We start from the raw sequence: 21,816 nt of genomic DNA, 5'->3' as shown, positions 1-21,816 counted from the left end.
AACCGCCTTAGTCCAGCACCAGTCCCTTGCCCCGTCCCCTCGCGAGGATGACCGGCTGGATCTCGCCGAATCCCCTGACGTTCTCCACGTCCTGGGGAATGAGCACGAACCGCTCGTCCTGGTCCAGCGCCGCCGCCGTCATCGAGTCCACCAGTACGGTACCCGGATCAGCCAGCGTGGTCAGGCGCGCGGCAAGGTTGACGGTGGGGCCGTAGATGTCGCCCAGGCGGGAGAGGATGCGTCCCCAGACCATGGCAACGCGTGCCTCCGGCAGGATCTCGTCCCGGGTGAAAGCCTCGGCCAGGGCGAGGGAGATTTCGGCGCCCGCAGCCGGTGTCTCGGCGATATAGAGGACTTCGTCGCCCACGGTTTTCACCAGCCGGCCACCGCCCACGGAAATGATCTCGGCGCACTTGTTCTCGAACCGTTGCACCAGCTTGGCCAGGGTTTTCTCGTTCATCCGCCTGGAAAGGCTCGTGTAGGAAACCAGGTCGGCGAAGCCCACGGCACGCGCCAGCGGCAGCGGGGCATCGTCCTCGTCCCCTTCGCGGCCTTCCTCGCTGGCCTGCAGGCCGGCTTCCGCCCGGACAGCCAGCCTCTGCACGGCGGCGTTGAGCTGGCGCCGCCAGGAATAGACGAGCATCTCCTCGAGCGGGTCCACCAGCGCCGGCAGCTCATGGACCAGGCGCTTGCGGGCCTGGGCGTCGGTCAGCCCCTGTTCGTGCACCATGTCCTCAACCAGGGCCTCGATCTGCCACACCACCATGCGGTCCGTCATCTGCCCAATGGCGCGGGTCACCGAGATGGCGGCTTCCTCGGTGAGCATTCCGGCCCGGACCATGCCCACCGCCGTGGACAGGGCGGCCAGGTCGCGTTCCGTGAAGGCAACGTCGTCGTCGCCCCAGTTGGGGAAGCCCAGGGCACGCCACAGCTTGCGCGCCGAGAGCAGCGACAGGCCCACGCCGGCGGCCACCTCGCGGCGGCGCAGCTTGCGTTCCCCGCCCAGAAGCCTGGCTTCGAGGGCTTTGGCCGCAATGCGCTCCGCGGACATTGTGCCGGTGGCCGGATTTTCGACGACGGCGTCCGTCACCTCCCGGTGGCCGTTCTCCCGCGTGCCGGGCTGGCCTGCGCCAGTCCCCTGCGTGCCGGCCTCGTGCGTGCCCGCCTCCTGCGTGCGTGTCTCCTGGCCGCCGCGCTGATCATCATCGTTCATCTCTTCCACCTTCTCTCACATCCCGCGGAAACCGGGCGTCGGGCACATCCGGCGCCTGACCCAATCCAAAGGGTTCCTCGTCCGGAAGCTCGTCAAGGGCGTCCAGCAGGAACCTGTGGAAGGTGGCAACTTCCGGCACATCCTTCAGCACGGTGCCGAAATGGTGCCCGGCATCCAAGGATATATTCCCCGAACGCAACATCCGCTGGAGCATCGACTGGCTGATTGTGACATTACGCACTGAGACCAGGAAAACCTGCCGGTCCCGGCGGCGGAGCGTGCCCTGGCGCGCCAGGACCCGCTGGCTGGTCAGGAAGTACCGGGTGGACTGCCACCGCAGCAGCCGCGGCAGGCAGTACCCCAACAGAATCCAGAGGCCGGCAATCACGCAGCCGGCCACTGCCCAAAACGTCCTTTCCCCGGTGATCGCGGGGGCCAGCGAGGACAGGCCGCCGCGGATGATCCATGCGCAGGCGAACGCAGCAAGGGCGGGCACCACAATGAAAACCACCGCCGGGATAAACAGCACCCGCGGCTGCGGGCGGGTCACCACGATGACCTGCTCGCCCGGGAGGAGTTCCTTACGCATATCCGCTTTCGCCGGACCCCTGTTTGCCAGAGCTGTGCTTGTCAGAGCTGTGCGTCCCGGTGCTGTGCTTGTCAGGGTCCTGCGGCGACCACGGCCGCAGGTGGACCACGTCGCCCGCAGTCACCACGTGCTCGTGGGAGGAGGCATCCACCACCAGCAGGGAGCCCGAGTCATCAAGCCGGGACGCGTGGCCGATGATCTCGTGGTCGCCGGGGAGCTGGGCGCGGACCTGCTGGCCCAGGGTGACCATCGCCGTTTCGACGCGCTTGTGCAGCGAAGGGCCGCCGGCCAGGCCGGCGGTAGCGTCGCCGTCGGCGTTGCAGAAGCTGCGGTACAGCGTGCAAAAACGGGAGAGGTAGCTCTTCAGCAGCGCGGTGCGGTCCACCGTCCCGGCACCCTGCAGCTGGACGGACGTGGCCGTGGGCACGGGCAGCTCGTCCTCGGTGAGCGTGACGTTCAGCCCGGTGCCCAGGATGACGGGCGGCACCGAGCCGTCACCCATGGGGCCGAGCTGGGCGAGGATGCCGGCGATTTTCCCGCCCCGCACCAGGACGTCGTTCGGCCACTTCAGGTCAGCCGGAATTCCCGCTGTCTCATCCAACGCGTCGCGCAGCGCGACGGCGGCCAGGAGGGACAGCCAGGAGTAGGTCTGGGTGGGCAGGGGGCGGCCGTCAGCATTGACGGGCCGGAGCACCAGTGAGACCAGGACGGAGCTGCGGGCCGGTGCTTCCCAGGCGCGGTCGAGTCGGCCGCGCGCGGCCGTCTGGTGCTCCGCCGTCAGGACTGCCAGGTCGGGCCAGGCCTTGGGATCCGCGGTCACGGCCCGCAGAAGGTCGGCGTTGGTGGACCCGGTTGTGTCCACAACCGTCAGCTGCGCGATGCCGGTGGCGGCGAGGAAGTTGGCGTCGGACAGGGCCTCCCGGTCCAGGGCAGGCCGCTCGGGCAGGCCGTTCGCTCCGGTCAGGTTCTCCTGCGGTCCACGGCTATCGTCAGGGCGTGCGGCATCCATAGTTGAATCCTAGCGACTCGGCGGGCCTCCCGGCCGGGAAAGCCCGTGGTCAGAAGCCGGCTCACAGGAAGATGCCAGCTAAACCATAAACAAGCCGGCCCACGGGAAGAGGCCCAGCGCGAACGTACACTTGTGGCCCCAATTCCGGATGGAAAAGGGGCCACAAGTGTACGTTCGCGCTGTCACAGGAAGATGTCAGGGACGAGGTCCGCTTCGGCAGCCCCCAGGCTGTAGGGACGGAAATCGGTGACGCCGGCGGCGGCCAGGACCTGCTCGTCCGTGTAGAAGTTGCCGGTGCTGAAGGTCCCGGTGGTGCCAGCCTGGTTGACGGCCCCCGTGAGCACGGCGTGGGCGGCGTCGGCCATGATCTCGGGTCCGCGGGCAGCCCGGGCCATCGACTCGCCGCCGGCCATGTTCCGGATGGCGGCAGTGTCGATCAGCGTCCGGGGCCACAGCGAGTTGACGCAGATGCCGTCGTTCCTGAGCTCCTCCGCGAGGCCCAGTGTGGTCAGGCTCATGCCGTACTTGGCCATGGTGTACGCCAGGTGCCGCCCCGCCCACGTCGGGTCAAGGTTGAGCGGCGGCGAGAGCGTGAGGATGTGGCCGCCGGATGACTTCCGCAGTGCGGGCAGGGCCAGCTTGGACAGCAGGAATGTGCCGCGGACGTTGACGTCCTGCATGAGGTCGTAGCGCTTCATGTCCACGGCGTCCGTCGGCGAGAGGTCGATCGCGGAGGCGTTGTTGATCACGACGTCGATTCCGCCAAAGCGGCCGACGGCGGCGTCCACGGCGTGCGCGACGTCGTCGTCGTTCCGCACGTCCCCCACCAGCGGCAGGGCACTACCGCCAACGGCCTCCAGTTCCTCGGCGGCACTGTAGACGGTACCTTCGAGCTTGGCGTGCGGCTCTCCGGTCTTGGCGAGCAGCACCACGTTGGCGCCGTCGCGCGCTGCGCGCCGGGCGATGGCCAGGCCGATGCCCCGACTGCCGCCGGACATCAGGATGGTCCGGCCCCGCAGGCTGCCGGCGGCCCGGTAGGGTGTGGCCGGAACAGGGTAAGCGTCGCTGCTCGAAGTCATAGGGACACTCTAGCCGCAATTTGTTACCCGCGAGTAACATTGGCGGTTCCGTCGGCGCCACGGACGAAAATTGTAGGAACCCTACAGCGGTCCCGGAAATTTGCGTCACTAGACTAGCCATCAGGGCCTTGGATTTGTACGGATGCTACTTAAGCCGGCAACCAGCGCCCCGTCACGCTGCCACAGCAGAACAGCTACAGCACAACAGCTACAGAGCCGGAGACACTTCATGAGCCACGATCTGACCACGACGGCGGGAAAAATTGCCGATTTCCGCGACCGCCAGGCCCGTGCTGAGCAGCCTTCCGGACCTGAAGCCATCGAAAAGCAGCATGCGCGCGGCAAGAACACCGCCCGCGAGCGCATCGACCTGCTCGTGGACGAAGGCTCCTTCGTGGAGTTCGACGCCCTGGCGGTCCACCGTTCCACCGCCTTCGGCATGGAGAAGAAAAAGCCGCTCGGCGACGGCGTCGTGTCGGGTTACGGCACCGTGGATGGCCGTCTCGTGGCCCTCTACAGCCAGGACTTCAGCGTGTACGGCGGTTCCCTGAGCCAGGTCAACGGCGAAAAGATCGTGAAGGTCCAGGAATTCGCGCTCCGCAACGGCTGCCCGGTGGTGGGCATCAACGACGGCGGCGGAGCCAGGATCCAGGAGGGCGTAGCCTCGCTGGCCATGTTCGCGGACATCTTCCGCAACAACGTCCACGCTTCCGGCGTCGTACCCCAGATCTCCCTCATCATGGGCCCGTGCGCCGGCGGCGCAGCCTACTCCCCCGCCCTGACCGACTACGTGGTCATGGTGGACAAGACCTCCCACATGTTTATCACCGGCCCGGACGTCATCAAGACCGTCACTGGCGAGGACGTGGACATGGAAACCCTCGGCGGCGCCCGGCAGCACAACGCCACCACCGGCACCTCCACCTACCTGGCCTCCGACGAAGCCGACGCCATCGAGTTCGTCCGGGAACTGCTCGACTTCCTGCCCTCCAACAACCTCTCCGAGGCGCCGGTCCAGGAGCACCAGCAGGAACTGGAACTCGACGAGGACGACCTCACCCTCGACACCCTGATCCCGGACTCCGCGAACCAGCCCTACGACATGCGCAAGGTCATCGAACAGATCGTCGATGACGCCCACTTCCTGGAGATGCAGTCGCTGTACGCTCCGAACGTGATCATCGGCTACGGCCGCGTCGAAGGCCACACCGTCGGGATCGTGGCCAACCAGCCGCTGCAGTTCGCCGGCACGCTGGACATCTCGGCCTCCGAAAAGGCGGCGCGCTTCGTCCGCCACTGCGACGCGTTCAACATTCCGATCGTCACCCTCGTGGACGTTCCGGGCTTCCTCCCGGGCAAGGACCAGGAATTCCAGGGCATCATCCGCCGCGGCGCCAAGCTCCTCTACGCCTACGCCGAAGCCACCGTGCCCAAGCTGACCGTGATCACCCGGAAGGCCTACGGCGGCGCCTACATCGTAATGGGCTCCAAGAAGCTCGGGGCTGACCTGAACCTCGCGTGGCCCACCGCCCAGATCGGCGTGATGGGCGCGCAGGGCGCCGTTAACATCCTTTACCGGCGCGACCTCGCCGCCGTCGCGGAGTCCGGGGGCGACGTCGAGGCCAAGCGCGCCGACGTGATCCGGCAGTACGAGGAAGAGCTGCTCAACCCGTACCAGGCGGCAGAGCTGGGCTACGTTGACGCCGTCATCGCGCCGTCGGACACGAGGCTGCAGATCATCAAGGGGCTGCGGGCGCTGCGCGACAAGCGTGCCAACCTGCCCACCAAGAAGCACGGAAACATCCCCCTGTGACCGCCCAGAATCCGGCGGCCGAGCCGGCCCAAATCCTGTTTTCCGTCACCAAGGGCGAACCGACGCCAGAGGAACTGGCGGCGCTTACCGCCGTCGTACTTTCCCTGGGTTCCGCCTCGGCGGGCCGCCCGGAGAAGCCGAGCATCCGGCAGTGGATGCGCCGGCAGCAGCTGCGGCTGGAGCCGACGCCGGGTCCGGGCGCCTGGAAGCGCAGCCGGGGCTGAACCCCCACCGCCTCCCTAACCCCGCTCCGCTCGGCCAGGGAACCCGCGGCGGAGGCCCCTAATGTTCAGCGACTCTTTCATAACCGGAAGACCGCCGTTAGTCTCATGGGGTGACTAATGAATCTGCCGCCCCGGCGCGCCCCCGGACCGCCATCGACGCCGTCGCCGATGCCCACACCGACACGCTCCTCGCCCTGGATCCGAGCCTGGCCACCACGCTCGGCATCCCGGGGCACGACACCGAGTTCCAGGACTTTTCCCCTGCCGGGCTCGGCAGGTTCGCCACGGCGGAACGGAAGACCCTGGAGGCTCTCGAGGGTCTGGAGCCCGTTGACGACGTCGACGCCGTCACCCTCGATGCCCTGCGCGAACGCCTTGGCCTCCAGCTGGAGATCCACGATTCCGGCTGGAATCTCGCCGAGCTGAACAACATCGACTCCCCGGCGCAGAACATCCGGTCGATCTTCGATCTGATGCCCACGGACACCGAGGAGCACTGGGCCAACATCGCCGGGCGCACGCACAGCGTACCGGCGGCCATCAGCGGCTACATCGAGTCCCTGCGGACGGCCAAGGACAACGGCAAGGTCTCGGCCCGGCGCCAGGTGTCGATCGTGATCGAACAGACCACCAAATACGCCGCCGAAGACGGCTTCTTCGCCAAGCTCGCCGCCGACGCCAAAACAGCGGACGGCCCGCTGCCCGCGGAACTGCAGGAGAAGCTCGACGCCGGTGCTGCCGCCGCCCGGGCGGCGTACACCGAACTGGCGGCCTTCCTGCGGGAGGAACTGCTGCCCGTCGCCCCGGAGAAGGACGCCGTGGGCCGGGAGCGCTACGCCCTGGCCTCGCGCGTGTTCCTGGGTGCCGCCGTCGACCTCGAGGAAACCTATGCGTGGGGCGTTGACGAACTCGAACGGATCATTGCCGCGCAGGAACAGGTGGCCGGGCAGATCAAACCGGGCGCCTCCATCACGGAGGCCAAGGAGATCCTTAACAGCGATCCAGCCCGCCGGCTCAAGGGAACGGATGCCCTGACGGCGTGGATGCAGGAGCTGTCCGACCGCGCTGTCTCGGACCTTGCCGGCGTGCACTTCGAGATTCCCGACATCATGAAGACGCTGGAATGCCGGATCGCGCCCACCGACGAGGGCGGCATCTACTACACGGGGCCGTCGGACGACTTCAGCCGGCCCGGGCGGATGTGGTGGTCCGTTCCCCCAGGCGAGGACACCTTCACCACGTGGGCCGAGACCACCACCGTGTTCCACGAGGGCGTGCCCGGACACCACCTGCAGGTGGCCACCGCCGTCTACCGGCGCGAACTGCTCAACAGCTGGCGGCGCAACGTCTGCTGGACCTCGGGGCACGGCGAGGGCTGGGCCCTGTACGCGGAGAAGCTCATGGAGGAACTCGGCTACCTCAAGGATCCGGGCGACCACATGGGCATGCTGGACATGCAGCGCATGCGGGCTGCCCGGGTGGTGTTCGACATCGGCGTCCACCTGGAACTCGACGTCCCCGCACGCTGGGGAACGGGCACCTGGACGCCGGAGAAGGGCTTCGATTTCCTCAAGGCCAACCTGGACATCAGCGAGGGCAACCTGCAGTTCGAGTTCGCACGCTACCTCGGCTGGCCGGGCCAGGCCCCGTCCTACAAGGTGGGGCAGCGCCTGTGGGAGCAGATCCGCGCCGACCTCGAAGCCCGGCCGGACTTCGACCTCAAGGCCTTCCACACCAAGGCGCTGAACATCGGCTCCGTAGGCCTCGACACCCTCAAGCGCGCCATGCTCAGCTGACCTGCCGCCACTGATTGAGCCTGCCGAAACCAATGCCCGCCGGGGACCCGAGTTTTTGTCCAGATATCGCGAGTTTAAGGCCGTCCAGGTCGCGATATCTGGACGAAAACTCCCCGGCGACGGCGAGATGTTTGCCACACACCCCACGGGAATAACTTCACAAGAAACCGGCCTTACGGCGATTTTCTGCGCATCGGGACCATCGCAGGCTCATTCGGACACGTAATATTTCTCAATGTCCACTGGAAGCTGTATTTTATGCGGCCTAGCTTGTTGTGGTGAGCAATCAAAGCACTTCATGCGCGACCGGGCGTTCCGGCTTCCAGCTGCCCCGGTGGGCAGGTTCCTTCGGCTTCCAGATCATTGCGGCCCTGATCATCGGGCTGGGGCTTGGCCTGCTGGCCAAATACACCGGCAGCACCAAGGCGAACCCCAACGGGCTGGGCGCCACGCTGCAGACCATCGGCTCCAGCTACGTGTCGCTGCTGCAGACCGCCGTCGTGCCGCTGATCTTCACGGCCGTGGTGAGCTCGATTTCCAACCTGCGTGAAGTCTCCAACGCGGCGCGGCTTGCCTGGAACACGCTTCTGTGGTTTGCCATCACGTCGCTTGTCGCCGTGCTGATCGGCATCGGCCTGGGCGTGCTCCTGCAGCCGGGAGCCAACACCGGCATCTCCGGCGACGCGGAATACGACGGCAAGCAGGGCGACTGGTGGGCGTTCCTCGTCGGTCTGTTCCCCAAGAACTTCCTCGGCCTTGGCGCCAGCTCCACCGTCACCGACTCCGGCGCCGTGACCACCTCCGTCAGCTTCAATGTCCTGCAGATCCTGGTGATCGCCATCGCCGTCGGCGTTGCCGCCCTCAAGGTCGGCAAGCAGGCTGAGCCGTTCCTCGCCCTCAACGCCTCTGCGCTGGCCGTCATCCAGAAGGTGCTGTGGTGGATCATCCGCATCGCGCCGCTGGGCACCGTGGGCCTGATCGGCAACGCGGTGGCCGTCTACGGCTGGGACACCATCGGCTCGCTGGGCAAGTTCACCGTGGCCATCTACATCGGCCTGGCGCTGGTGCTGTTCGGCGTCTACCCGATCCTCGTCCGCAGCCACGGCCTGTCCGTCAAGCAGTACTTCTCCGGCGCGTGGCCGGCCATCCAGCTGGCCTTCGTTTCCCGCTCCTCCATCGGCACACTGCCCCTGACCCAGCGCGTCACCGAGCGCAACCTCGGTGTTCCGCGGGGCTACGCCTCCTTCGCCGTGCCGCTGGGCGCCACCACCAAGATGGACGGCTGCGCAGCGATCTACCCGGCCGTCGCCGCGATCTTCGTGGCCCAGTTCTTCGGGATCCAGCTCGACTTCAGCCAGTACCTGCTGATCGCCCTGGTCTCCGTCCTCGGGTCCGCTGCGACGGCGGGAACCACCGGCGCCGTCGTCATGCTGACGCTGACCCTCTCCACGCTGGGACTGCCGCTGGCCGGCGTCGGGCTCCTGCTGGCCATCGACCCCATCCTGGACATGGGCCGCACGGCCGTGAACGTGGCCGGCCAGGCACTCGTGCCCACGATCGTGGCCAAGCGCCGGGGGATCCTCGACGAGACCCTCTACAACGCAGCGCGCACCGGGGAGGCCTTCCGCGAGGAAGCGGCCCCCGCCGCCGTCGAGCGTGAACTGGCTGGGTCGAAGGCCTGATTTTGACCGAATGCGTGTGCCCCGGGAGTTCATCCCCGGGGCACACCCATTTAAGTCCGGCGCCCAAGTCCACCCGCCTAAATAGGCCCGGGCGGCGGGGAGCAAGGGTAGGGTACCGGCATGGACATCATTCTGGTTCCCGGTTTCTGGCTCGATGGTTCATCCTGGTCCGGCGTCACTCCGCCGTTAGTGGAGGCCGGCCACCAGATCCATGCACTGACCCTTCCGGGGCTCGAGGCAAAGGACGCCAAGCGTTCAGGCATCGGGCTCCGCGACCACATCAACGCAGTGGTCGAAGCCATTGACGGCATCGAGGGTCCGCTGGTCCTCGTCGGCCACTCCGGCGGCGGCGCCATCATCCATGGCGCCGTTGACGAGCGCCCGGACCGCGTCGTGCGCGCGGTGTACGTGGACAGCGGACCGCTCGGCGAGGGCGGGGTCATCAATGATGAACTGCCGGCTGACGGTGATGAGATCCCTTTGCCTTCCTGGGACGTGTTCGACGACGCCGACCTCACCGATCTCGACGACGGGCTGCGCGAAGATTTCCGCGCACGGTCCATCCCGCAGCCAAAGGCCGTGGCCTGCGACAGGCAGCACCTTCGTGATGTCCGCCGGTACGACGTCCCGGCCACGGTGATTGCCTGCGAGTTCCCGTCCTCGTTGCTGACGGAGTGGATGGACGCCGGGCACCCTTACGTTGAGGAGCTTGCCCGCATCCGCGATGTGGAACTGGTGGATCTGCCCACCGGACACTGGCCCCAGTTCACCAAGCCCGCAGAACTGGGAGCGGCAATCCTCGCCGCCGTCGACCGGACCAACTGACTGGGCGTACCGCCCAGGCCCCACCCGCCTGCCGCGTCCGGCTGGTATTGTGCCTGCGTGTGAGCGGCGCTAGCGGCCGCCAATCACGCCCTTTTCCACGGCCTTGGCGACGGCGTCGGCTTCGGCCTGGGTGAGCGTGCCGTCCTTCACGGCCTGATCGAGCCGGCCCTTCAGGGCAGCCGCACGGTCCGCCTGCGCCTGGGTGCGGAGTTCCTCGAGCGCGGCCTTGACCTTGGCTTCATCGATGCCCAGGGATTTGGCCAGGGAGGCTGCCAGCGCCGCCTCCCTGGCGGCTTTGTCCGGCTTGGTGGCGTCGCTGCGGGGGCCGCCGGGATGGTTTGCCTGGCGGAATGCCCGCAGGGCGTCCTCCAGCTTGGCTTGGTCCACGCCCAGCTTGGCCGCGAGCGCCGCGGCGTCCCCCTTGAGGACCCCTTGGCCGCGTCCGTATCCATGACCGTGCCCGTGCGGGCCGCCGTCGAAACGCGGAACGTCCATAGGATCGCCGGCCGGGCTGCTTGATGCGGGGGAAGGCGTGGGAGTGCCTGTTGTCGCGGCTGCCATTCCGGTGACACCGAATCCTGCGCCCAGTGCCAGGGCAGTAGCGCCCAGTCCGAGAGCCACTTTCTTTGAACGCTCCATGGTCCGCTCCTCGATCCACCGGCCTTGAGGCATCCTTGCCGCCGTGCCGGCCACGTCAACAGGATGCACCCTTCTCCTCAAGAACTGCTCTTGTCCGGCTGTGAAGACGCTGTGAATGTTGCCGTCCAAAGTCTGAGGCGCTTCGGAGCTGTTGCGCAGAGTGCAAACTTGCACGTAGTGTAACTGCGTGTCCACTTCCACTTCCTCCTCTACTCCCCCACCGGCCCCTGACCCTGCCGGCGCCGACGGGCCGGTCTCCCGGCGCGAGCTGAACAAGGCCGCCACCAGGCAGGCAATAACCGGCGCAACACTTGCCCTCCTGCGGCAGCGCGGTCCGGGCAACTTTACGGTCGAGGACATTGCCGAAGCGGCTGGCATCTCCCGCCGGACCTTCTTCAACTACTTCAGCAGCACGGAGGCCGCCATCGCGTCGGTGACCAACGGCTTCCTGGACAGCGCCCTCGAACAGTTCCGCCGGCGTCCCGCAGACGAACCCATCCTCGAGTCAGCCCGCGCCGCCCTGGTCGAACTGGCAGATCCAATGACCGTCGCGCCGCTGGCCGAGCTGTTCGGGCTGACGCAGGGCAACCCGCTCATGGCACGCTCCGAACTCGAGGCCTGGGACCACTGCACCGAGCAGATCGTTGCAGCGGCCCGCGAGCGTTCCCAAGGGGGCGCCCGGACTGAGCAGGGCTCCGGGACTGACCAGGACGAGCTCTACGTCCGTGCCCTCGCCGGATCGGTCGTCTCCTGCGGCAAGGCTGCCATGGACGTATGGTTCCGCCGCTGCGGACCCGATCTCTCCCCCACGTCGCTGGCGATCCTCCGCCAGCTGCTCATCGATTCGATGGGCCTGCTCGGATCCGGCTTCGCCGGGCCACCGGCGGGCCCGAAGAAATCCTCCGCCAATCCCTCCACCCGCAACGCAGAACGGTCCTGACATGGCACTTCTCCTGTACCGCCTTGGTAAGTTTTCCTACCGTCACCGGTGGCTCGTCGTCACGCTCTGGCTCGCGGTTTTGCTGGCAGTCGGCGGTGCAGCGGCGGCCTTTCACGGCACGCTGTCCAACAACTTCCAGATTCCCGGCACCGAAACCCAGCAAATGGCCGACAAGCTCCAGAAGGAGCTGCCGGCGTCATCCGGCGGCTCGGCCGGGGTTGTCTTCCAGGCAGATGAGGCACAGTTCAGCCAAGCCGGCAAGGACGCGGTGTCCGCTGCCCTGACCAAGCTCGAGGCCCTCCCAGACGTCCGGGCAACCGTCGACCCGTTCACCACGCAGGCCCGGTTGGACCAGGCAGCCCAGGATCTGGCCAGTGGCGAAGCAAAGGCAGCGGCGGGCAAGGCCCAGCTGGACAAGGCCGCCGCGGAACTGGCCGCCGGCAAGGAACAGCTGGCCGCTGCGGAGGCGCAGATGACCTCGGCCGGACTCCCGGCATCGGCCATCGAGGCCCAGCTGGGCCAGGAAAAAGCCGCCCTGGCCGCCGGCCAGGCAAAGCTCGACGCCGGAACCAGGGAATCCGAGGCCGGCGCCGCCAGGCTGGCACTGGCCAAGCGCCAGGTCGAAGCGTCGCAGGGCTTGCGTTTCGTCTCGGAGGACGGCAAGGCTGCCATTGCCCAGGTCCAGTTCAAGACCTCCATCAACGGGCTGGACCCCAAGGTGCGCCAGGAAGTCCAGGACATCGTGCAGGAGGTCTCCGCTGCGGGCGTTACTGCGCTGCCGAGCAAGGAAATCAGCGAGGACGTCTCCGAGATCTTCGGCACGGCTGAAGTCATCGGTATCGCGGTCGCGGCACTGGTCCTGATCATCATGCTTGGCACACTCGTCGCCGCCGGGCTGCCGCTGCTGATGGCCGTGATCGGCGTGGCGGTGGGCGTTGGCGGCACCATGGCCCTGAGCAGCCTCATCGACATGAGTTCCATCTCCCCGATGCTCGCCCTCATGCTGGGCCTGGCCGTCGGCATCGACTACTCGCTGTTCATCGTCAACCGCCACCGCGGGCAGCTGCTGGCAGGCATGGACCCGGAAGAGTCGGTGGCCCGCGCCACCGGAACCTCCGGCAACGCCGTGCTATTCGCCGGCCTGACAGTCATCATCGCCCTCGCTGCCCTGGTAGTCCCGGGCCTTCCGTTCCTGGGCGTCATGGGCGTGTCCGCGGCCGGAACCGTTGCAGTTGCCGTCCTCGTCGCCCTGACCCTGACGCCCGCCATCCTCTCCCTTGTGGGCAGCAAGCTGATTTCCAGGCGGGCCTGGGCCAAGGCCGAGAGGCACAATGCCGACCCCAACCGCGAGGCCGAGGACCGCGCCAAGGACGAACACCGCAGCAGCCACGGCTGGGGCGGACTGGTCACCCGGCACCCGGTGCTGGCCATGCTGGCCGGCGTCCTGGCACTGGGCATTGTGGCCCTGCCCGCCGCCCAGCTGCGGCTTGCCCTGCCCGACGGCGGCTCCGAACCTGCCGACTCCCAGGCCTTCAAGGCCTATGACGCCACCAAGCGCAGCTTCGGCGAAGGTATGACCGGACCGATCATCGTGGTGGGTGACTTCCCGGACGGCCTGAGCGAGTCCGAAGCAACAGCCAAGCAGTTGGACGTCGCGGACATCCTGCGGGAGACGGACAACGTCACCGCCGTCATTCCGGTGGCACTCAGTGAGGACCGCGGGACCGCGGTGTTCCAGGTCATCCCGAAGGAGGGGCCGGCAAGCGCCAGCACCGTCAACGTGGTCTCCGACATCCGCGCCGAGCGCGCCGAGATCAAGGACTCCACCGGGGTCGGCATCGGCCTGACCGGGCAGACGGCAGGCAACATCGACGTGTCCACGAAGCTCGGCGACGCGCTGCCGTCCTACCTGGCGATCGTGGTGGGGCTGTCGCTGATCCTGCTGCTGCTGGTGTTCCGCTCCATCGTGGTGCCGCTGCTGGCGACCGGCGGCTTCCTGCTGTCGCTGGCGGCCGCCTTCGGCGCCGTGGTGGCGGTCTACCAGTGGGGCTGGCTGGGTGGGGTGTTCGGCGTCGACAACCCCGGCGCTGTGCTGAGCTTCCTGCCGATCATCCTGATCGGCGTGCTGTTCGGCCTGGCCATGGACTACCAGGTGTTCATCGCTTCGGGCATGCGTGAATCCTTCATGCATGGCGAGTCCGCGAAGCACGCCGTCCGTTCCGGTTTCAGCCACGCTTCGGCCGTGGTCACCGCCGCCGCCATCATCATGATCAGTGTCTTTGCAGGCTTCATCTTCTCGCACCTGAACATGGTCCGGCCGCTCGGCTTCGCGATGGCATTCGGCGTGCTGGTGGACGCCTTCGTGGTCCGCATGACCATCGTTCCGGCGGTCATGTACCTCCTCGGCGAGAAGGCCTGGTGGCTGCCGGGCTGGCTGGACCGCATCCTGCCGGACGTGGACGTGGAGGGCGCGAAGCTCGGCAAGCAAAGCACGACGGCGGCCAGCGCCTCTGCAGCCGAACCCGCCAAGGTTCCGGCCAGCTGACCGCTGACGGCAGCAGTGGATACGAGAAATCCGCCCGCTGATCCTTTGGATCGGCGGGCGGCTTTCTGTCTGCACGGCGCCCTAACAATCGATTAAGGCCCTAACAACCGATTAAGCGGTCAGCGCCCCTCCCCCGTGTTTCAGGCAGCGAGAGCGCCGTGCCCGCCGACTACCCTCCGCCCCCGCATGCGCACCTTTGCATGACGCCGGAGTTCACGCCTGCCTCCGCAGGCTTCCGCGTTCGACGCGTCACTCTCCGCCCCCGGGAGGGGTGGCGCGGTGGAGTGGTAGGTGTGGCCTGTCGGAGTCCGGATTTCTATGGAGTGCCTCGGGCCGGATCTGGGTTGGGCTTTCCAGCCAGGCCCTTCTTTGGTGTAATTACACGCCTCGCACACGCCCGCGCCGTTGCCGAGCCTGGTGGGTCCATCGTCGTGCCACGGGACTATGTGGTCGAGGTGCCGGATGGGAGCGTCGCAGTAGGGCGTCCGGCAGGTGTCGTCACGAATTTGGATGAAGCGGCGCAACGGTGCCGGGAACAGCCGCCTCCGCGAATCCATGGCCACCAAATCACCCGACCCCGGCGCCGTGTACAGCCGGCGGACCCAAGCCTTGAGCTCCTGATCTCCCCCGGCCTGTTCGCCGGTCACCATCGACCGCGCCCAGGCAGCCGGGACAACGCCGTAGCCGGCAATCCTGGCGGGCTCGCTGTCACCCTGAAAGAGGGTTCGGTCCGTCATGACGAGGTGGACATTCACACCGGAAATCCCTCCCGGGGTACCGGTGGTCCACTCGACCAGGGTATCGGCGCTGATCTGCCCACGGCTACGCTGGTCCCCGGCGGCGCGGAGAGAATCGGCGTGCCGGGTCAATGCCGTGTATACGCCGATGCCCTCGTGAACTGGCAGCAGGGCCGTCAGGTACACCATAGTGTCCGGGGCCGGCCGGATACTCACCGACCGCTCGGACACCGCACGGCTCGCCCGCTGCGCGACGGAGCGAGAATCCCGCCGGATGGCCGCAGCCCTCGCTGCGGCGACAATCGCCCGGGTTCCTGCACCCTTGAAGGTTCCCGTGTCTGCGGCGAGTTCCTCGTCGGCGGCGGACCGGTCGGCGGCACTAAGGCATGCTGTCTCCCGCACGATCAGGGTGGCGCGCTCTTCATTCAACTGTCCGGTCTCCAGTGCGGCCAGAGTGTGCGGCATCTCGCTGACCAGGGCCCTGGCCATCCCCAGCAGGCGGCCGCCGCGGTGCGGCGATTCGCCCCGGGCAAGCGCAATCTGCGCCGCCGAGTCCATGCGGCATTCCTTTCCGCGGTCTTTGCCGAGGTCCTCGGCAGTCAGCATCGCAAGCCCGGCCTGCGGCCCAGTCCCTGCCTGATTTTGCCGCTGCCGGGCATCGAATGTGGCAGCGATCCGGGCCTGGAGCCCCGCCACGGCGGACTTCAGCTCTTCCAGGTCCCGCAATTGATCAATCAGTCCGGCATCATCGGCAAGCATGCGGATACCGGCCAAGGACCTGATCAGGTCCCTAATTCCAACCTCATCCGTAACTTCAGCCGTCACCGGCTCCCGACTGCCTTCCATGGGCCAAGTCTGCCAAGGGGGTCCGACATTTTTAGCGAGGTCACGGCGACGTACATGGCCGTGACCGCCGGTGGCACTTCTGAACGTATTACGCTGGAACAGTGACCCGCCTCATTCTTGCCTCGCAGTCCCCCGCCCGCACCAAGCTCCTGACCGAGGCCGGCATCGAACACGAGGTCCTCGTGTCCGACGTCGACGAGGACGCCGTGCAGGAGCGGTACGGCGTCACCGATCCGCACGACACCGCCCTGCTCCTGGCCCGCGCCAAGGCTGAAGCTGTCGCCTCGCTTCCGGAAGCCGAAGGGGCCCTGGTGCTCGGCTGCGATTCGGTTTTCGAGTTCGACGGCGAGTCGCACGGCAAGCCGTACACAGTGGACGTCGCCCGGCAGCGGATGCTGCGGATGAGCGGCAGCAGCGGGGTCCTGCACACCGGCCACTGGCTGGTGGACTGCCGGGACACGGACGACGACGGCGGCTCCGGCGCCACGCTGGGCAGCGTCGCCTCCGCGGAAGTGCACTTCATGGAGATGCAGCTCGCAGAGATCGACGCCTACATCGCCACCGGCGAACCGCTGCACTGCGCCGGCTCTTTCACGATCGACGGACTGGGCGGCGCCTTCATCCGGAAAGTCGACGGCGACCCGCATGCCGTCGTCGGGCTGTCGGTGTCCACCCTGCGTTCCCTGCTGGCCCAGGCGAACGTGAGCATCACCGAGTTCTGGCAGGACCTGCCCGACTCGGCAAATCCCGGGGAGTTGTAGCTTCCCTACAAAGGCCGGGCCTCTTACACGCGGATTCCGCCAGTAATATCGGCGGAATCCTCAAATTCAGGCTAGGCTCCCTGAAGGAAAGAAGGAGACGCCTTGTCAGTAAAGCCGGAGCAGTCCGCAGGTCCAGTGCATTCAAAAATCACCAAGGTTCTGATCGCGAACCGCGGTGAAATCGCCGTCCGCGTCATCCGCGCAGCCCGGGACGAGGGCATCGCCTCCGTCGCCGTCTACGCCGATCCTGACCGGGACGCCCTCCACGTCCGGCTCGCCGACGAAGCGTACGCCCTGGGCGGCAACACTGCAGCCGAGTCCTATCTCGTGATGGACAAGCTGATCGAGGTGGCCCGCCAGTCCGGCGCCGACGCCATCCACCCCGGCTACGGTTTCCTATCCGAGAACGCCCAGTTCGCGGCCAAAGTCATCGATGCCGGCATCACTTGGATCGGCCCCTCGCCGGAATCCATCTCCGCCCTGGGCGACAAGGTCCAGGCCCGCCACATCGCCGAGAAGGTGGGCGCCCCGCAGGTGCCCGGCACCGCCGACCCCGTTGAGTCCGCGGAGGAAATCCTGGAATTCGCGGACAAGTTCGGCCTGCCCGTGGCGATCAAGGCGGCCTTCGGCGGCGGCGGCCGCGGCATCAAGGTGGCCCGCACCCGCGAGGAAATCCCCGAACTCTTCGATTCCGCCGTCCGCGAGGCCACCGCTGCCTTCGGCCGCGGTGAGTGCTTCATCGAACGGTTCCTCGACGCCCCGCGCCACGTCGAAACGCAGTGCCTCGCCGACGCCCATGGCAACGTGGTGGTGGTGTCCACCCGCGACTGCTCACTCCAGCGCCGCAACCAGAAGCTCGTGGAGGAAGCCCCCGCCCCGTTCCTGACGGCGGAACAGAACGAACGCCTCTACGAATCGTCCAAGGCCATCCTGAAGGAGGCCGGCTACCTCGGCGCCGGAACGTGCGAGTTCCTCGTCGGCCAGGACGGCACCATCTCCTTCCTCGAGGTCAACACCCGCCTGCAGGTGGAGCACTGCGTTTCCGAGGAAGTCACCGGCATCGACCTGGTCCGCGAGCAGTTCCGCCTGGCCCGCGGCGAAGAGCTGGGCTACGGCGACCCCGAGGTCCGGGGCCACTCCTTCGAGTTCCGCATCACCGGCGAGGATCCGGGTCGGAACTTCATGCCCGCACCGGGCACCGTGAGCACCCTGAAGAACCCTACCGGCCCGGGCGTCCGCATCGACTCCGGCATCGAAGAAGGCGACGTCATCAGCGGCAACTTCGACTCGATGCTGTCCAAGCTGATCGTCACCGGAGCGAACCGCCCGCAGGCCCTGCAGCGCGCCCGCCGCGCCCTCGAGGAGATGGTGGTGGAAGGCATTCCCACCGTCATCCCCTTCGACCTGGCCGTGGTCAGCAACCCGGCGTTCGCGCCTGCCGAGGGTCCGTTCAGCGTCCACACGCGGTGGATCGAAACCGAGTTCGTCAACGACCTTCCCGCCTGGACGCCGAACGGCGCCGCGCCGGAGGGTGAGGACGCCGCCGAGCGCCGCACCGTGGTGGTGGAAGTGGGCGGCAAGCGCCTCGAGGTGGCACTGCCCGCCAGCCTCGGCTTCAGCGGGGCTGCAGCTGCCGGCGCGAAGCCGGCCAAGTCAAAGAAGCGCAGCCGCACGGGCGGCGCCACCGCCGCCGCGGGCGGCAACGCCCTGACCTCCCCCATGCAGGGAACGATCGTTAAGGTGGCCGTGGCCGACGGCGACGTCGTCGCCGAAGGTGATCTCGTCGTCGTACTTGAGGCGATGAAGATGGAGCAGCCGCTCACCGCACACCGCGCCGGTACGGTTACCGGCCTTACCGCCGCGGCGGGCCAGACGGTGGCCGCGGGCGCCGTCATCGCAACCATCGAGGACTAAAACGGTCTAAGAATAGTCAGCAAACGAAAATGCCCGGTGTGAATCACACCGGGCATTTTCGTTGATGCATCTAACTCCGGAAATCAGGCCACGTTGTTTTCGTAGTCGGTGTCCTTGGTTTCACGCGTGATCCACAGGGCAATGAACGTCAGCACCGCGGCAACGGCCATGTAGACGCCGACGAGCCAGGTGCTGCCGCCGGCCGCCTGCCACAGGGCGATGGCGATGAACGACGCCGGAGCGGCTCCGATGACGCTGGAGAGGTTGTAGGCAACAGCCGAGCCGGTGTACCGGACGTTGGACGGGAACAGCTCGGGCAGGATCGCAGCCATCGGGCCGAAGGTGAGTCCCATCAGCGTGAAGCCGACAATGAGGCCGACGATTGCCGCGCCCGGGCCGGGGCCGAACATCGTGAACCACAGCACGCCGAACACGAAGATGCCTGCGGTGACACCCATCAGGAACTTGCGGCGGCCCCACTTCTCGGCCAGCGGTCCGGACACGAGGGTGAAGATGCCAAAGAAGACGACGCCGAGGATCAGCATCCAGAGGAAGTCACCGCGGGAAACTCCCAGGCCGGGAACGAAGTTGGCCACCTCGGCCGCGGACATCGGCTTGCCGGCCTTCTCCGCGGCGGCCTGCGCGGCCGCAACCGTGGCGGGCTTGGTGCCGTAGGTCAGGGTGAAGGAGGTCATGATGTAGAACAGCACGTACGTTGCCAGCATGATGAACGTTCCGGCCAGCACCGGGCGCCAGTGGCTCTTGATCGTGGCGGCGAACGGGACCTTGGCCACCTTGTCCTCCTTCAGGACCTTCTGGAAGGAGACGCTCTCTACGAGCTTCAGCCGGACGTAGAGGCCCACGATCACCAGCACGGCGCTGAGCAGGAACGGAACGCGCCAGCCCCAGGCGATGAATTCCTCGGGGGTGAGGGCCGCGTTGAACCAGATGAAGAGCAGGTTGGCGAGGATGAAGCCGATGGGGGCGCCGAGCTGCGGGAATGTTCCGTAAACGGCGCGCTTGCCCTTGGGCGCGTTCTCGGTGGCCAGGAGCGCCGCGCCGGACCACTCACCGCCCAGCGCCAGGCCTTGGGCGAAGCGCAGCAGCACGAGCAGCAGCGGCGCGAGGACGGTCCAGCCGGCAACGGAAGCCGTTGGCAGCAGGCCAATGAAGAAGGTGGCGAGGCCCATGGTGAGGAGCGAGGCCACCAGGGTGCCCTTGCGGCCGAACTTGTCGCCGAAGTGCCCGAACAGGACCGAGCCGATGGGCCGGGCGATGAAGGCGACGCCGAAGATCGCGAACGAGCTCAGGAGTGCGTTGATCTCCGTTGCCTGGGGGAAGAACAGCTTGGGGAAGACCAGCACCGACGCGGTGGCGTAGATGTAGAAGTCGTAGAACTCGATCGTCGTTCCGATGAGGCTGGCAAAGATCACTTTGCCCTTGGAGTTCACCGGTTTGGCGGTGCCATGTTCCGTTGACGTTGCAGGCGATGACATGTGGGGACGCTTTCATGAGAACTGGACGGACCTCGCGCGGAAGCCCCTCCAAACATAGGTATAAAACAGAGTTCAATCTTACTTCGCGCCGTCCATTGAACGGACAAGTGAGTCCAGCATGCGGACGTTTCGGGTTGTCTCAGCATGAGGTCGTTCCGACCAGCCTAACGCCGCCCCAGGCGGGTTGATAGGCAAATGTCACAGCACGTTAACAAAGCGCGACCGTCTGCGAAACGCGCCATCCCTACCTTGGAAGGACAACATTCCCCAAGGAGGTATACCGTGACTGCTGACCGCACCGCAGACGCCGGAACCCACAATTCCCTCGATCTTGCCGCCGCCACAACCACCGACGCACCCGCCCTTGAAGAGCGTCCCGGACGGTGGATCGCCAACTGGGACGCCGAGAACAAGCACCAGTGGGAATCCCAGGGCCGCTCCATCGCGCGCCGCAACCTGAACTGGTCCATCTTCGCCGAGTTCCTCGGCTTCGTCGTCTGGCAGCTGTGGTCCATCGTGGTGGTCCAGCTCCCCGCTGCAGGCTTCACATTCAGCAGTTCCGAAATCTTCTGGCTGATCTCCATGCCGAGCCTCGTCGGCGCCACGCTCCGGATCCCCTACACGTTCATGGTTCCGCGCTTCGGCGGCCGGAACTGGACCATCGTCTCCGCCCTGCTGCTGCTGATCCCCTCCATCGGGCTCGCCCTCTGCGTGTCCAACCCGGAAACGCCGTTCGGCGTCATGCTGGTCGTGGCGGCCCTTGCAGGCTTCGGCGGCGGCAACTTCGCCAGCTCGATGGCCAACATCACCTTCTTCTACCCGGCCCGTGAAAAGGGCTGGGCGCTGGGCCTGAACGCCGCCGGCGGTAACCTCGGTGCAGCCGTGGCACAGCTGGCCGTCCCGATCGCCATCACGCTGCTGGCTGCCGGCACCGTCAACCTGCCCGTCGCCGGCCTGATGTGGGTTCCGCTGATCCTCCTGGCAGCCTTCGGCGCCTACAAGTACATGAACAACCTCACGAGCGCCAAGGGCGACGTTGCCGGATCCCTCGCGGCGATCAAGGAACCCCACCTGTGGGTCATGGCCCTGCTCTACATCGGAACGTTCGGCTCGTTCATCGGCTTCGCCGGCGTCTTCCCCAAGCTCATCAAGGACTACTTCCCGGCCTTCTCCTCAATCTCCGTCGGCGCCGTGGCCCTCTCGCTGGCCTTCCTCGGCCCGCTGGTCGGCTCGCTGGCCCGACCCTACGGCGGCCGCATGGCTGACCGCATGGGTGGAGCCCGGATGACCGTGGCAGCCTTCGCCGCCATGGCCGCCATCACCCTGACGATGATCTGGACGCTGCCGCTGAAGAACTTCTGGCTCTTCCTGGTTCTCTTCCTGATGCTGTTCACGGCCAGCGGCTTTGGAAACGGCGCCACGTACCGCATGATCCCGGTGATCTTCGCGACCTCCAGCCGCGCGGCCCGCTCCGGGGCCAGCTCGGTGCAGACCCAGCGCCTTGCCTCCTCGGCACTCGGCCTGATCTCCGCGATCGGCGCCTACGGCGGGTTCGTCATCCCGCAGGTGCTGAATGCCTCCAACACCGCCAGCGGCTCTTACACCCCGGCCTTCTACGGCTTCGTCGGAGCGTACGCCCTGATGCTGACCGTCTGCTGGTTCTGTTACATCCGCAACGCCAACCGAAATGCGATGGGACACGTCTAAC

The 21,816-nt window shown here is 66.8% G+C and carries 17 protein-coding genes; 10 read left to right on the top strand and 7 right to left on the bottom strand.

The features are described from left to right. Positions 1-7 precede the first annotated feature (7 nt). The 4 genes from ACFVTE_RS10555 to ACFVTE_RS10540 form a co-directional block, all read right to left on the bottom strand. The gene (locus tag ACFVTE_RS10555) at positions 8-1,213 is read right to left on the bottom strand and encodes an adenylate/guanylate cyclase domain-containing protein (RefSeq protein WP_387100036.1); all 1,206 of its coding nucleotides are present in this window, start codon (positions 1,211-1,213) and stop codon (positions 8-10) included. Next, complete coding sequence (locus tag ACFVTE_RS10550; RefSeq protein WP_387100034.1) at positions 1,203-1,802, bottom strand: PH domain-containing protein; 600 nt, start codon at positions 1,800-1,802, stop codon at positions 1,203-1,205. The genes ACFVTE_RS10555 and ACFVTE_RS10550 overlap by 11 nt, the downstream gene beginning before the upstream one ends. Beyond that, positions 1,795-2,811: a biotin--[acetyl-CoA-carboxylase] ligase gene (locus ACFVTE_RS10545; protein WP_387100031.1), complete on the bottom strand. Its 1,017-nt coding sequence runs from the start codon at positions 2,809-2,811 to the stop codon at positions 1,795-1,797. The genes ACFVTE_RS10550 and ACFVTE_RS10545 overlap by 8 nt, the downstream gene beginning before the upstream one ends. A gap of 182 nt (positions 2,812-2,993) precedes the next feature. Further along, positions 2,994-3,890: an SDR family oxidoreductase gene (locus ACFVTE_RS10540; protein ID WP_387100028.1), complete on the bottom strand. Its 897-nt coding sequence runs from the start codon at positions 3,888-3,890 to the stop codon at positions 2,994-2,996. A gap of 229 nt (positions 3,891-4,119) precedes the next feature. On the opposite strand from ACFVTE_RS10540, the gene ACFVTE_RS10535 reads away from it, so the two are divergent. The 5 genes from ACFVTE_RS10535 (at position 4,120) to ACFVTE_RS10515 (ending at position 10,230) form a co-directional block, all read left to right on the top strand. Then, positions 4,120-5,703, top strand: a complete 1,584-nt coding sequence (locus tag ACFVTE_RS10535) for an acyl-CoA carboxylase subunit beta (protein ID WP_387100026.1) — start codon at positions 4,120-4,122, stop codon at positions 5,701-5,703. Further along, positions 5,700-5,927, top strand: a complete 228-nt coding sequence (locus ACFVTE_RS10530) for an acyl-CoA carboxylase subunit epsilon (RefSeq protein ID WP_387100023.1) — start codon at positions 5,700-5,702, stop codon at positions 5,925-5,927. Before ACFVTE_RS10535 ends, ACFVTE_RS10530 begins: the two co-directional genes overlap by 4 nt. Before the next feature lie 110 nt (positions 5,928-6,037). Next, positions 6,038-7,723, top strand: coding sequence for a DUF885 domain-containing protein (locus ACFVTE_RS10525; RefSeq protein WP_387100020.1), 1,686 nt, complete (start codon positions 6,038-6,040; stop codon positions 7,721-7,723). Positions 7,724-7,998: 275 nt separating this feature from the next. After that, complete coding sequence (locus ACFVTE_RS10520) at positions 7,999-9,405, top strand: dicarboxylate/amino acid:cation symporter (protein ID WP_387100017.1); 1,407 nt, start codon at positions 7,999-8,001, stop codon at positions 9,403-9,405. A gap of 120 nt (positions 9,406-9,525) precedes the next feature. Further along, entirely contained in the window at positions 9,526-10,230 is a 705-nt protein-coding gene (locus tag ACFVTE_RS10515; RefSeq protein ID WP_387100014.1) for an alpha/beta fold hydrolase, read from the top strand. A gap of 69 nt (positions 10,231-10,299) precedes the next feature. Here ACFVTE_RS10515 and ACFVTE_RS10510 read toward each other — a convergent pair whose 3' ends face one another. Then, positions 10,300-10,869, bottom strand: coding sequence for a hypothetical protein (locus ACFVTE_RS10510; RefSeq protein ID WP_387100510.1), 570 nt, complete (start codon positions 10,867-10,869; stop codon positions 10,300-10,302). A 187-nt stretch (positions 10,870-11,056) separates the two neighbouring features. On the opposite strand from ACFVTE_RS10510, the gene ACFVTE_RS10505 reads away from it, so the two are divergent. Both ACFVTE_RS10505 and ACFVTE_RS10500 read left to right on the top strand, forming a co-directional pair. Then, a complete protein-coding gene (locus tag ACFVTE_RS10505) occupies positions 11,057-11,809 on the top strand; it encodes a TetR/AcrR family transcriptional regulator (protein ID WP_387100011.1) in 753 nt (250 codons plus the stop codon). 1 nt (position 11,810) lies between these two features. After that, the gene (locus tag ACFVTE_RS10500) at positions 11,811-14,354 is read left to right on the top strand and encodes an MMPL family transporter (protein WP_387100008.1); all 2,544 of its coding nucleotides are present in this window, start codon (positions 11,811-11,813) and stop codon (positions 14,352-14,354) included. Between the two features lie 140 nt (positions 14,355-14,494). Here ACFVTE_RS10500 and ACFVTE_RS10495 read toward each other — a convergent pair whose 3' ends face one another. Then, positions 14,495-15,937: an HNH endonuclease gene (locus ACFVTE_RS10495; protein WP_387100004.1), complete on the bottom strand. Its 1,443-nt coding sequence runs from the start codon at positions 15,935-15,937 to the stop codon at positions 14,495-14,497. Positions 15,938-16,038: 101 nt separating this feature from the next. On the opposite strand from ACFVTE_RS10495, the gene ACFVTE_RS10490 reads away from it, so the two are divergent. Together ACFVTE_RS10490 and ACFVTE_RS10485 are read left to right on the top strand one after the other, a co-directional pair. After that, positions 16,039-16,698, top strand: a complete 660-nt coding sequence (locus ACFVTE_RS10490; protein ID WP_387100002.1) for a Maf family protein — start codon at positions 16,039-16,041, stop codon at positions 16,696-16,698. 102 nt (positions 16,699-16,800) lie between these two features. After that, entirely contained in the window at positions 16,801-18,612 is a 1,812-nt protein-coding gene (locus ACFVTE_RS10485) for an acetyl/propionyl/methylcrotonyl-CoA carboxylase subunit alpha (RefSeq protein WP_387099999.1), read from the top strand. Between the two features lie 83 nt (positions 18,613-18,695). Here the strand turns inward: ACFVTE_RS10485 and ACFVTE_RS10480 are convergent, their stop codons facing one another. Then, positions 18,696-20,108, bottom strand: a complete 1,413-nt coding sequence (locus ACFVTE_RS10480) for an MFS transporter (RefSeq protein ID WP_387099996.1) — start codon at positions 20,106-20,108, stop codon at positions 18,696-18,698. 282 nt (positions 20,109-20,390) lie between these two features. Between ACFVTE_RS10480 and ACFVTE_RS10475 the strand changes: the two genes are divergently transcribed. Beyond that, entirely contained in the window at positions 20,391-21,815 is a 1,425-nt protein-coding gene (locus ACFVTE_RS10475) for an MFS transporter (protein WP_387099993.1), read from the top strand. The last annotated feature ends 1 nt before the right edge of the window (position 21,816 follow it).

The organism is Arthrobacter sp. NPDC058097 (assembly GCF_042884885.1).
Lineage (GTDB): Bacteria > Actinomycetota > Actinomycetes > Actinomycetales > Micrococcaceae > Arthrobacter.
The sequence above is the reverse complement of the archived record's forward strand: the minus strand, read 5'-3'. Positions and strand labels throughout refer to the sequence as shown.